The following is an 11,656-nucleotide window of genomic DNA, read 5'->3' on the forward strand; positions in this document are numbered from 1 at the left end:
TCAGACGTACCGGCCCTCGAACCAAGCCCGTACGGCGAGCGTGTGCAGGGGAAAGGCGAGCTCCTCCGGCCTGCGCAGGAGGTGCCAGCCCTCCGTCTCGTCGGTGGCCGTGGACGGCGGGAGGCCTTCGGCCGGGCGCTCCGGGAGGAGTCCGAACAGCAGTAGGTGTCCGTCGGGTGAGCTTATGGCGTCGACGAGCCGCACGTCGCGGCCGGCCGCGTCGATGCCGGTCTCTTCCTTGAGCTCGCGGACGACGGCTTGCCGCCAGTCCTCGCGGTCGTCGATGTAACCACCGGGCAACGCGATGCCTCCGCGCGCGGGGGCGACGGTTCGGGTGATGACGACCAGGGCGGTGCCCTTCGTGTCGTACACGGGCTGGAGCGCGATGGCCACCGGCAGGGGGTTGCGGTAGGCCACCGCGTGGCAGGCCGGGCAGGTGCGGGGCCAGCCGGAGACGCCCTCTCCGTAGGGCGCTCCGCAGCTCGAACAGTGGGAGTCGGGCGCGGAGTTGGGGGTGGAGGCATGAGTTTCGGACACGAAGCGGAATGTATCCGATCAACTGATGGGCGTCTTCGGGGGGCGGCTCAGTGGCCGCTGGTGAGCGACTTCCGGGAGACGGGGAAGTCGAAGTAGGTGTCCGGGTAGGGCTCGGGCTTGTACGTGTAGTGCCACCACTCCTCGGCGAGGTTCACAAATCCGAGACCCTCCATGGTGGTCTTGAGGAGCAGCCTGTTGGCGCGCTGTTCGCCCTGGATGCGCGGGTCGAGAGTGTGGGCGAGGGTGTCGAAGCAGTCGAACCCGGTGCCCATGTCGACGGAGTTGTCGGGGAATCGCTCGCCCTTGGGGGCGTAGCAGGGCACGAGGGGCTCTCCCGGGTGGTACGGCCGGGTCGGTTTCGCGGGGAGCTTCACGATGGTGAGGTCCATGGTCGAGCCACGGCTGTGGCCGGATTTCTCCGCGATGTAACCGTCCTCGAACAGACGGGTCTTGTCGACGTTCGGGTAGAACTCGCTCTTCATCGCCTGGTCGTCGAGGTTCTTGGCCCAGCGGACGAAGTGGTTCACGGCGCGTTGTGGCCGGTAGCAGTCGTAGACCTTGAGGGTGTAGCCCTTGCGCAGCAGCCTCAGCTGGGCCTTGTGGAGTGCTTCGGCGGTCGGCCGGGTGAGGAGGCAGATCGGTTGCTGGTAGCCGTCGATGCGCTCGCCGACGAAGTTGTGCGGGGTGAAGTAGCGCATCTCCTGGATGATCGTGGGGTCCACGGTTCTCAGGGCCACGAAGTCCTTCGGCGCGTCGGGCCGAGTCGCGGCCCGGGTGGGGGCGGAGGTGGCGGTCACGGCCAGCAGGGCGGCGAGGGCGGTGATCAGACCGCGTACTGCACTGGAGAGACGTGTCATGTCTCCTGCATCTATCAGGTTGATGTTCCTCTCGGGAAGCGATCGGATGCAGTTCACCCCCGGATGCGCCGTGGGACGGCCGGAACGGAGCCCTGCCCATTTCCGGGCGCCCGTGGCAGACTCCTGACGTTCCGTCAGATTCCGTAGTGGGGAGGGGTTGTGTCGCGTACGCGCACACCTGTGGTCGACGGGTGGTTCACCGGCGACGGGGACGGCTTCAGGCTTCTCGGCACGCGCTGCGCGGGGTGCGCCTCGGTCTTCTTTCCCCGTGAGGACGCACACTGCCGCAATCCCGGGTGTCCTGGCGGAGATCTTGAGGAGGTGCCCCTCTCGCGGCGCGGGCGCGTCTGGTCGTACACAGACAGCCGGTATCGACCGCCGTCACCCTATGTGACCGATCCGGAACTTCCGTGGGAGCCGTACGCGTTGATCGCTGTGGAGCTGGAGTCCGAGCGGATCGTGGTGCTGGGGCAGGCGGCTCCCGGGGTCACCGTCGCCGACCTGACGGTGGGCATGGAGGTGGAGGTCGTCCCGGGGGTGCTCCATGAGGACGCGGAGACGATCTGGACGACCTGGCACTGGCGGCCGACGGGGGTGAAGGCATGACGGGTGAGGTGGCAGTGCTCGGCGCGGGCATGCATCCGTGGGGCAAGTGGGGGCGCAGCTTCGTCGAGTACGGGGCTGCGGCGGCCCGTGCGGCGCTCGCCGACGCCGGGCTGGAGTGGCAGGACATCGGCTCGGTCGTCGGTGCCGACACCGTGCGGGGCGGCTATCCGGGCCATGTGGCCGGTGCGACCTTCGCGAAGGCTCTGGGCTGGCAGGGGGCCAGGGTGGCGAGTGTGTACGCGGCGTGCGCATCCGGGGCGCTGGCCGTCAACACCGCGCGGGCGCAGATCCTTGCGGGTCTGGCGGACGTAGTCCTCGTGGTGGGTGCAGACGCAGCGCCCAAGGGGTTCTTCCGGCCGGCGGGAGGCGACCGGCCCGACGATCCGGACTGGCTGCGCTTCCGGGTGCTGGGCGCGACCAATCCCACGTACTTCGGACTGTACGCGCGCCGCCGCATGGCCGTGCACGGCGACACGGTGGAGGACTTCGCCCAGGTCAAAGTGAAGAACTCGGCCCTGGGGGCGCTCAATCCGAACGCGCGCTACCGCAAGCGGGTCACCGCCGAGGAGGTCGCCGCCTCCGCGCTGGTCGCCGATCCGCTGCGGCTCCTCGACATCTGCGCGACGTCGGACGGAGGCGCGGCTCTGGTGCTGTCGAGCATGGACTTCGCACGTCAGCACGGAGTGAGCCGGCCGGTGCGGATCCGGGCCGTGTCCACGGTGACGCCGCGTTACCCCAACACGGTCCTGGATCTGCCGGACATCGCGACGGACTCCGCGGCGGCCGTGGAGCCTGCCGCCGACACGTTCCGCGCGTCCATCGCGCGGGCGGCCTACGAGGAGGCGGGCCTCGGCCCCGAGGACCTCTCCCTCGCGGAGGTCTACGACCTGTCCACCGCCCTGGAGTTGCAGTGGTACGAGGATCTGGGGCTGTGCGGGCAGGGAGAGGGCGCAAAGCTGCTGAGGGAGGGGGCGACGGCCCTGGGCGGACGAATACCGGTGAACGTGAGCGGCGGGCTGGCCTCCTTCGGAGAGGCGGTTCCCGCGCAGGCGATTGCTCAAGTGTGCGAGCTGACCTGGCAGTTGAGGCAGGAGGCGGGTGAGCGGCAGGTTGCGGGGGCGCGCGTGGGGATCACGGCGAACCAGGGATTGTTCGGGCACGGGTCGGCGTTGATCGCGGTGCGCTAGCCCGGCCCAGCAAGCCCTTTCCCGCACGCTGCGTGATCAACCCGGAATCCTGCGTGAACGTCTCATGAACTGGGCCTGGGCGTGCTCCGGCGGAGCCATCATGCTGCCGTGCACTCCTGGACGGATACTCTCCGCTTCGCCTTCCAGCCTGTGGTCAACCTGACCACCGGAGGGGTCGCAGGGCTGGAGATACTCGCCCGCCCGGAGACCGGCGACATCCTGGCAGAGGCCCGTCGAGACCCCGAACTCGACGGCCGGCTGGCGGTGTTGGCGGTCCGTGCGGCAGCACGCAAGGAGACGCTGCTGCCGCTGCACGTCAACGTGTTCGCGGGCACCCTGGCCGACCTCGGCGGCCTCACCCCGCTGCACGCCGCCGTACGCGAGGCGGGACGGCTGCCCTGGGAGGTGACAATCGACATCGGGCCGCCGTATACACACGTCCCGCAGCATGCGCTGCTGGAGGCGGTGAGCGCGCTGCGGGCGCAGGGCTTCCGAATCAGTGCGGACGGCGTCGGGGACGGGGACGTACCCCTGCGGCTGCTCACCGATATGGGGCCCGACCTGGTGAAACTGGATGCGTCGCTGCTGGCGCGGCCGGCCGCGGTCAAGGCGATGCGGACGCTGTGCGAGCAGTTGGGAGCGCTCCTGTCCGTCGAGGGCGTGGAGACGGAACTGCAGTGCGCGGCAGCGGTCTCGGCGGGTGCTCAGCTGGCGCAGGGCGAGCTGTTCGCGCCGCCGGCCCGGCTGCCCGCGGCGGACGTATACGTTCCGCCCCGCTCCCCCGGCGTCGTGGCAGTCCCGAGGTCCGGGCCTTCGGTGCTGGAATTCGTACGGCCCGCCGCGCTGCTGCCCGCCACCGCGTCGGCCGGTCAGGTACGGGCACTGCTGACCGGGTCTCCCGAGGTGTCGGGCGTGCTGCTCGTGGACGCGCACGGGCTGCCCGTCCGGTCGGTGCACCGCTCACGCTTCCTGCTGTCGATGTCGGGGCGCTACGGACATGCGCTGTACGCCGACCGGCCCGCCGCCAAGCTCGGAGACCCGCCGCGGACGGTGGGCGTCGACGCCACCGCCTGGGAGGTGCTGGACGTGGTGGCCGTCGGCGACCGTGGCCGCACGTCGGACGATGTGGCGGTGGTGGACCGGACCGGGCGGTGCGTGGGTGTCGTGCGGCTCGCGGACCTCGTGCGGGCACTGGCCGAGAGCCGGGTCGAGGAGGCCGCCGGGCTCAATCCGCTCACCCGCCTGCCAGGGTCGGACGCGATCACCGGCGAGGTCGACCGCCGCATCGCGGACGGCCGGCCATTCGCGCTGAGCTGGCTGGACGTGGACCACTTCAAGCAGGTCAACGACGGGGCCGGGTTCGCGGCAGGGGACGAGCTGATCCGTTCGGTGGGGCGGGCGCTGCAGCACGCGGCGTCCGGGACCACCCGCGTCGGCCACATCGGCGGGGACGACTTCCTGGTGCTCGCCGAGCCGGAGTGGCTGGATCCGCTGGCCGCCTCGGTGCTGGACGCACCCTGGTCGGCCGGTGGGCGTCCCGTCACGTTGTCCCTGGCCACAGTGCTGTGCCCGCCCGGCAGTGTGATGGACCACCGGCAGGCCGCCGCGTGTCTGGCACCGCTGAAGAAGGCTGCGAAATCACTGCACGGAGCGAGTTGGGTGCTGGGCCGGGCGGGTCTGCCGGGCCACGAGATCCGGCGGGGCTCGGGGACGGCGCCCGCCCAGGCCGGGTGCGCGGTGGCGGAACCCGGCCTAGGCTGATCGTCGTAACCGAACGAGCGTCTCTCCTTCGCTCGGACACAACGGCGGCTGTCACCGTTGCCGTCGGCGACCTTGACGCTCTGTGGGCGCCGGTGAACACTTCCGGTGTCAGTCGACATCGCCGTACATACACGGTGTATCCAGGCACGCGCCGCGCGGGCCCCGCCTGAAGAACAGGCCCGTTCCCCCACGGGCGATTCGGCTGCGACGGCACGCTCGTCACGGACGCCGGACGGGGCGCGGGAGCATCCCTGCCTTCGGCTGAAGTCGCCACGGGAAACGCACCCTGCACCGAGGACCGGGGTCGATCGCCCCGGGACAGGGCCTAGGAGCCGCCATGAGCAATGCAGACACCCACGGCGAAGGCCGCGGCACGTGGAACCCGGTGGTCGGACCGCTGATCGGCGGAGTGCTTTCCGGGCTCATCCTCACAGCAGCCCTCTGATTCAAAGCAGCCTCCTGAAGGAACGACGAAGGGGACGTCATGCCGGACAAGTTCGTCGCCGCTATCGACCAGGGCACCACCTCCAGCCGCTGCATCGTGTTCAACCAGGACGGCGCGATCGTCGCTGTCGACCAGCGCGAACACCGCCAGATCTTCCCGAAGCCCGGCTGGGTGGAGCACGACGCCACGGAGATCTGGTCCAAGGTGCAGGCGGTGGTCGCCGGAGCGATCGCCAAGGCCGGGCTGCGCGCCGACCAGCTCAGCGCGCTCGGCATCACCAACCAGCGCGAGACGACGGTCCTGTGGGACCGCGCGACGGGCAAGCCCGTGCACAACGCCATCGTGTGGCAGGACACCCGCACCGCGGCGCTGACCAACCAGCTCGGCGGCTCGGACGGGCAGGACCGTTTCCGCGAGCAGACCGGGCTGCCCCTGGCCACCTACTTCTCCGGCCCCAAGGCCGCCTGGCTGCTGGACAACGTGCCCGGGCTCAGGACCCGCGCCGAGAACGGCGAGATCGCCTTCGGCACCATCGACTCCTGGCTCATCTGGAACCTGACGGGCGGCACCGACGGCGGACACCACGTCACGGACGTCACCAACGCCGGGCGCACCATGCTGATGAACCTGGAAACCCTCCAGTGGGACCCGTCCATCCTCTCCGCGATGAACATCCCCGAAGCCGTCCTCCCCGAGATCAGGTCGTCGGCCGAGGTGTACGGCACCGCCGTGGGCCAGCTGGCCGGGGTGCCGGTCGCCTCGGCCCTCGGCGACCAGCAGGCGGCCGTGTTCGGGCAGGCCTGCTACGACGTGGGCACGGCGAAGAACACCTACGGCACGGGCAGCTTCCTGCTGCTCAACACCGGCAACCGGCCGGTGGCGTCGAAGAGCGGCCTGCTGACGACGATGGGCTACAAGATCGGCAGTGAGGCGCCGGTCTACTGTCTGGAGGGGTCGATAGCCATAACGGGTGCCCTCGTGCAGTGGTTCCGCGACCAGCTGGGCATCATCCGGACCGCCGACGAGATCGAGCCCCTGGCGGCGAGCGTCGAGGACAACGGCGGAGCGTACATCGTGCCCGCGTTCTCCGGCCTGTTCGCACCGTACTGGCGCTCCGACGCGCGCGGTGTCATCACCGGCCTGACCCGCTACGTCACCAAGGCGCACCTGGCCCGGGCCGTGCTCGAAGCGACGAGCTGGCAGACGCGCGAGGTCGTGGACGCCATGTACCAGGACTCCGGGGTGCACATCACCACCCTGAAGGTGGACGGCGGCATGACCAAGAACAACCTGCTCATGCAGCACCAGGCGGACGTGCTCGATGTTCCGGTGGTCCGCCCGAAGGTCTCCGAGACCACCTGTCTCGGCGCCGCGTACGCGGCCGGGCTCGCCACCGGCGTGTGGAACGACCTCGACGAGCTGAAGTCCCACTGGCAGAAGGACGTCGAGTGGACGCCCGCCATGGAGGCATCCGTACGGGACCGCCAGTACCACAACTGGCGCAAGGCCGTGGAGAAGAGCTTCGCCTGGGAGGAGGACGGCGAGAACTAGGCCCACGCGCGCGTGCGTGAGCCCTTCGGCTGCGGCCCGTACCCCGGTCGGCGGGGGTACGGGCCGCGCACATGGTTCAGGTGGTGACGGTCTGGCGGCGGTCGGCCGCGTACGCCATGGCGTGCTGGACCACGCCGATGAGGACCTCCTTGACGGACTCGCGGTCGCGGGCGTCGCACAGCACGAGCGGTACGTCCTCGTCCAGGTCGAGGGCCTGGCGGACGTCGTCGGCCGGGTATCGGGCCGAGCCCTCGAAGCAGTTGACGCCGACGAGGAAGGGTATGGAGCGCCGCTCGAAGTAGTCGACCGCGGCGAAACAGTCCTCCAGGCGGCGGGTGTCGGCGAGCACGACGGCTCCGAGGGCGCCCTCGGAGAGCTCGTCCCACATGAACCAGAACCGTTCCTGCCCCGGCGTGCCGAACAGGTACAGCACCAGGTCCTCACGGAGGGTGATGCGGCCGAAGTCCATGGCCACGGTGGTGGTGTGCTTGCCCTCCACGCCGCTGGTGTCGTCAACGGGCCGTCCGGCCTCGGTGAGCAGTTCCTCGGTGCGCAAGGGCCTGATCTCGCTGACCGCGCCGACGAGGGTGGTCTTGCCCACGCCGAAGCCACCGGCCACCAGGATCTTGAGCGTGACGGGCTCGACCGGAGGCTTCCCGCGCTCAGAACGCCCGAAGATCATCGATCTCTTCTCCTGCTTGCTGGGGGTGGGACGACGGCGGTCCGTAGCCTCCGCCGCCGGGGGTTTCGATGACGAGTACGTCGTCGGGGCCGACGTCCGCGGAGTCGCTTCCGCCGAGTGCGGTGACCGTGCCGTCCGCGTGCTCCACACGGTTGGCGCCCAGGGCACCGGGCTCGCCACCCGCCATGCCGTAGGGCGGGACCCTGCGGTGCTGGGAGAGCGTGGAGACCGTCATGGGTTCGTGGAAGCGGATGCGGCGCACCGCGCCGTCCCCGCCCTGCCAGCGGCCGGGGCCGCCACTGCCGTGCCGGACGGCGAACTCGTCGAGCTGCACGGGCAGCCGCCACTCCAGGACCTCGGGGTCGGTGAGCCGCGAGTTGGTCATGTGGGTCTGCACGACGGGCGCGCCGGGGAAGCCCTCGCCCGCGCCGGAGCCGGAGGCGACGGTCTCGTAGTACTGGTGCCGCTCGTTCCCGAAGGTGACGTTGTTCATGGTGCCGGAACCTTCGGCCTGGACGCCGAGCGCGGCGTAGAGGGCGCCGGTGATGGCCTGGGAGGTCTCGACGTTGCCTGCGACCACGGCGGCCGGCGGCTCGGGCGCGAGCATGGAGCCGGGCGGGACGACGATGTCGAGAGGGCGCAGGCAGCCGTCGTTGAGCGGGATGTCGTCGGCGACGAGGGTGCGGAACACGTACAGGACGGCCGCGTTGACCACTGCGAAGGGGGCATTGAAGTTGCTCGCCAGCTGGGGGGAGGTACCGGTGAAGTCGACGGTCGCGCGACGGTTTTCGCGGTCCACGCGCACGCGTACGCGGATGACGGCCCCCGAGTCGGTCTCGTAGGCGTACTCGCCGTCGTCCAGGGCGTCGACGACTCGTCGTACGGCCTCCTCGGCGTTGTCCTGGACGTGCTTCATATAGGCCTGCACCACGTCGAGGCCGAAGTTCTCGATCATGCGGGCGACTTCGTCGACGCCCTTCTGGTTGGCGGCGATCTGGGCGCGCAGGTCGGCGAGGTTGGTCTTTGGGTTGCGGGAGGGGTAGGGCGCCTCGGTGAGCAGGCCGAGGGTCTCCTCCTCGCGGAAGCGGCCGTCCTCGGCGAGGAGCCAGTTGTCGAAGAGGATGCCCTCCTCGTCGATCGTGCGGCTGTCGGCCGGCATGGAGCCCGGGGCGATGCCGCCGATCTCGGCGTGGTGGCCGCGGGAGGCGACGTAGAAGAGGATTCGGTCACCCTGCGTGCCGAAGACCGGGGTGATCACCGTGACGTCCGGCAGGTGGGTGCCGCCGTGGTACGGGTCGTTGACGGCGTAGGTGTCGCCCGGCCGCATCGAGGTGCCCCGGCGGCGGATGACCTCCTTGACGCTGGTGCCCATGGAACCCAGGTGGACGGGGATGTGCGGCGCGTTGGCCACCAGGTTTCCGTCCGGGTCGAAGAGGGCGCAGGAGAAGTCGAGCCGCTCCTTGATGTTGACGGACTGGGCCGTTGACTCCAGCCGGGCGCCCATCTGTTCGGCGATCGACATGAAGAGGTTGTTGAAGACCTCAAGGAGAACCGGATCTGCTTCTGTGCCGAGGTCGGAACTCTCCGTAATCGCCGCACGTTCCATGACCAGATGCCCGTCGTCTCGTGCCACGGCCTGCCAGCCGTCGTCGACGACGGTCGTCGCACTGGCCTCGGTGATGATCGCGGGGCCTGTGACGGTTTCGCCGGGAGGGAGGTCCTCGCGGCGGTGGAGGGGGACGTCGCGCCAGGCGCCGCCGGTGTGGAGCCGGACGGTCTCGGGCGCGGACGGGCCGCCTGCGCGGGCGGCTCGGTACGGGGCGAGAACAGAGAGATCGGGGGGTTCTGTGATGCCGGTGGCTTCGACGGAGAGGGCTTCGACGACGATCGGTCGGTCGAGCGTGAAGGAGTACGTGGCGCGATGACGTTCTTCGAAGGTGTGACGCATCGTGTCGGGATCGGTCAGCTCGACGGTGAGGGTGGTGTCGGTGCCGTCGTAGCGCAGCTGTGCGCGGCGGGTGACCTGGATGTGGTCCTCGGGGACGTCTTCGGCGAGGAGTTCTGCGCGGGCCGCTGCCTCCAGGTCGTCGGCCGTCTTGAGGACGGCGGGCATGGAAGCGGGCTCCAGGGGTGCCTCGGCGGACTGTTCCCGCATGGCGGTGGTGTCGGCGAGTCCGATGCCGAGAGCGGACAGGACGCCCGCCATGGGCGGTACGAGGACGGTGCGGATGCCGAGCGAGTCGGCGACTTTGCACGCGTGCTGGCCGCCCGCACCGCCGAAGGTGGTGAGGGCGTACCGGGTGACGTCGTGGCCTTTCTGGACGGAGATTCGTTTGACGGCGTTGGCGATGTTGGCGACGGCGATCTGCAGGTAGCCCTCGGCGACTTGCTCGGGGGTGCGGTCGTCCCCGGTCCTGGTGCGGATCTCGCGCGCGAGGGCGGTGAAGCGGTCGCGGACGAGGGCCGCATCGAGAGGCTGGTCGCCGTCCGGGCCGAACACCCTGGGGAAGTGGGCGGGTTGGATCCGCCCCAGCATGACGTTGGCGTCGGTGACGGCGAGCGGGCCGCCGCCGCGGTAGCAGGCTGGCCCCGGGTCCGCGCCCGCCGAGTCCGGCCCTACGCGGTAGCGGGAGCCGTCGAAGTGGAGGATCGAGCCGCCACCGGCTGCGACGGTGTGGATGTCCAGCATCGGCGCGCGCAGCCGGACGCCGGCGATCTGGGTGGTGAAGACACGCTCGTACTCGCCCGCGTAGTGCGAGACATCGGTGGAGGTGCCGCCCATGTCGAAGCCGATGACGCGGTCGAAGCCGGCCAGCTGCGACATCCGGGCCATGCCGACGATGCCTCCGGCCGGCCCGGAGAGGATGGCGTCCTTGCCGCGGAACTGCCCGGCTTCGGCGAGCCCGCCGTTGGACTGCATGAACATCAGCCGTACGCCGTGGAGTTCGTCGGCGACGTGCTGGACGTAGCGGCGCAGTACGGGCGACAGGTAGGCGTCGACGACCGCGGTGTCCCCGCGCGGCACGAGCTTCATCAGCGGGCTGACCTCGCTGGACAGCGAGATCTGCGGAAATCCGACGCGTGCGGCCAGCTCCCCCACGGACTGCTCGTGAGCGGGGTGCAGATGGCTGTGCATGCAGACGACGGCGACAGCGCGGATGCCGTCGTCGTACGCCTCCTGGAGGGGGCCGAGGAGGGCGTCCAGGTCGGGGGCGCGCAGGACGGTGCCGTCTGCGGCGATGCGCTCGTCCACCTCCACGACCCGCTCGTGGAGCAGTTCGGGGAGGTCGATGCGGCGGGCGAAGATGTGCGGGCGGTTCTGGTAGGCGATGCGCAGCGCGTCACGGAAGCCCCGGGTGACGACGAGCAGTGTGCGTTCGCCCTTGCGTTCCAGAAGCGCGTTGGTGGCGACCGTCGTCCCCATCCGGACGGCCTCGATGGGGTCCTGGGAGCCGTCCAGCAGTTCGCGTACGCCCGCGACCGCCGCGTCGGAGTATCGCGCCGGGTTCTCCGACAGCAGCTTGTGCGTCAGCAGGCGGCCGTCCGGGCGCCGCGCGACGATGTCGGTGAACGTGCCGCCGCGGTCGACCCAGAACTGCCAGCCTGTCACGTCAGTACCCCGCTTCCGCGCCTCTCACAGTGCCCGGAGGCCGTTGATCACGTCGCGCAGAATACTCTCGTCCGGCAGTTCGGCAGGGGGTACCGGCCGCGTCACATGGACGAATTCGCCGGCGACGAGGTCACCGACGAGGACGCGCACCACTCCGATCGGCAGATCGAGTCCGGCGGCGAGTTCGGCGACCGACTGGGGGGCGTCACGGCACAGATCGACGATGTCCACGTGCTCCGGGGACAGCGTCGCGTCGGCGTCCGGATCGTCCGCCTGGGGCTCCGTGACGACCACCGCGATCAGGTCGAGGCGGTGCTGGCCCGCACTGGTGGTGCGGCCGCGCGTCATCGCGTACGGGCGGACGACCGGACCGGCTTCGTCGTCGAACCAGTGGCTTCTTCCCTGACCGTCAGCGCTCAT

9 protein-coding genes are annotated in these 11,656 nt (G+C 70.1%); 4 read left to right on the forward strand and 5 right to left on the reverse strand.

Annotated elements, in window-relative coordinates; translation table 11 throughout:
- A complete protein-coding gene (locus EDD92_RS08830) occupies nt 1-537 on the reverse strand; it encodes an NUDIX domain-containing protein (protein WP_123963793.1) in 537 nt (178 codons plus the stop codon).
- Nucleotides 538-584: 47 nt separating this feature from the next.
- A complete protein-coding gene (locus EDD92_RS08835) occupies nt 585-1,394 on the reverse strand; it encodes a M15 family metallopeptidase (RefSeq protein WP_123963794.1) in 810 nt (269 codons plus the stop codon).
- A gap of 180 nt (nt 1,395-1,574) precedes the next feature.
- On the opposite strand from EDD92_RS08835, the gene EDD92_RS08840 reads away from it, so the two are divergent.
- The 4 genes from EDD92_RS08840 (at nt 1,575) to glpK (ending at nt 6,944) form a co-directional block, all read left to right on the forward strand.
- Nucleotides 1,575-2,000, forward strand: coding sequence for a Zn-ribbon domain-containing OB-fold protein (locus EDD92_RS08840; protein WP_123970324.1), 426 nt, complete (start codon nt 1,575-1,577; stop codon nt 1,998-2,000).
- Nucleotides 1,997-3,187 carry a lipid-transfer protein gene (locus EDD92_RS08845; RefSeq protein ID WP_123963795.1) on the forward strand — a complete coding sequence of 397 codons (1,191 nt, stop codon included), beginning with the start codon at nt 1,997-1,999 and terminating at the stop codon, nt 3,185-3,187. The genes EDD92_RS08840 and EDD92_RS08845 overlap by 4 nt, the downstream gene beginning before the upstream one ends.
- Nucleotides 3,188-3,295: 108 nt before the next feature.
- The gene (locus tag EDD92_RS08850) at nt 3,296-4,948 is read left to right on the forward strand and encodes a GGDEF domain-containing protein (protein ID WP_123963796.1); all 1,653 of its coding nucleotides are present in this window, start codon (nt 3,296-3,298) and stop codon (nt 4,946-4,948) included.
- 484 nt (nt 4,949-5,432) lie between these two features.
- Nucleotides 5,433-6,944 (forward strand): glycerol kinase GlpK, encoded by a 1,512-nt coding sequence (glpK, locus tag EDD92_RS08855; protein WP_123963797.1) that lies wholly within the window; start codon nt 5,433-5,435, stop codon nt 6,942-6,944.
- A gap of 76 nt (nt 6,945-7,020) precedes the next feature.
- Here the strand turns inward: glpK and EDD92_RS08860 are convergent, their stop codons facing one another.
- From EDD92_RS08860 to EDD92_RS08870, 3 genes are read right to left on the reverse strand one after another with little or no spacing between them, the layout of a single operon-like run.
- A complete protein-coding gene (locus EDD92_RS08860; protein WP_123963798.1) occupies nt 7,021-7,626 on the reverse strand; it encodes an ATP/GTP-binding protein in 606 nt (201 codons plus the stop codon).
- The gene (locus EDD92_RS08865; protein WP_123963799.1) at nt 7,607-11,236 is read right to left on the reverse strand and encodes a hydantoinase B/oxoprolinase family protein; all 3,630 of its coding nucleotides are present in this window, start codon (nt 11,234-11,236) and stop codon (nt 7,607-7,609) included. The genes EDD92_RS08860 and EDD92_RS08865 overlap by 20 nt, the downstream gene beginning before the upstream one ends.
- 24 nt (nt 11,237-11,260) lie before the next feature.
- A complete protein-coding gene (locus EDD92_RS08870; RefSeq protein ID WP_030946641.1) occupies nt 11,261-11,656 on the reverse strand; it encodes a DUF742 domain-containing protein in 396 nt (131 codons plus the stop codon).

This window comes from Streptomyces sp. TLI_185 (assembly GCF_003814765.1).
Taxonomy (GTDB): Bacteria; Actinomycetota; Actinomycetes; order Streptomycetales; family Streptomycetaceae; genus Streptomyces.

What these genes read in the sequence shown, in the direction of transcription:
- EDD92_RS08835 (WP_123963794.1), bottom strand. Translation starts at nt 1,394, where the DNA reads ATGACACGTCTCTCCAGTGCAGTACGCGGTCTGATCACCGCCCTCGCC.
- EDD92_RS08845 (WP_123963795.1), top strand. Translation starts at nt 1,997, where the DNA reads ATGACGGGTGAGGTGGCAGTGCTCGGCGCGGGCATGCATCCGTGGGGC.
- glpK (WP_123963797.1), top strand. Translation starts at nt 5,433, where the DNA reads ATGCCGGACAAGTTCGTCGCCGCTATCGACCAGGGCACCACCTCCAGC.
- EDD92_RS08860 (WP_123963798.1), bottom strand. Translation starts at nt 7,626, where the DNA reads ATGATCTTCGGGCGTTCTGAGCGCGGGAAGCCTCCGGTCGAGCCCGTC.
- EDD92_RS08870 (WP_030946641.1), bottom strand. Translation starts at nt 11,656, where the DNA reads ATGAGCGCTGACGGTCAGGGAAGAAGCCACTGGTTCGACGACGAAGCC.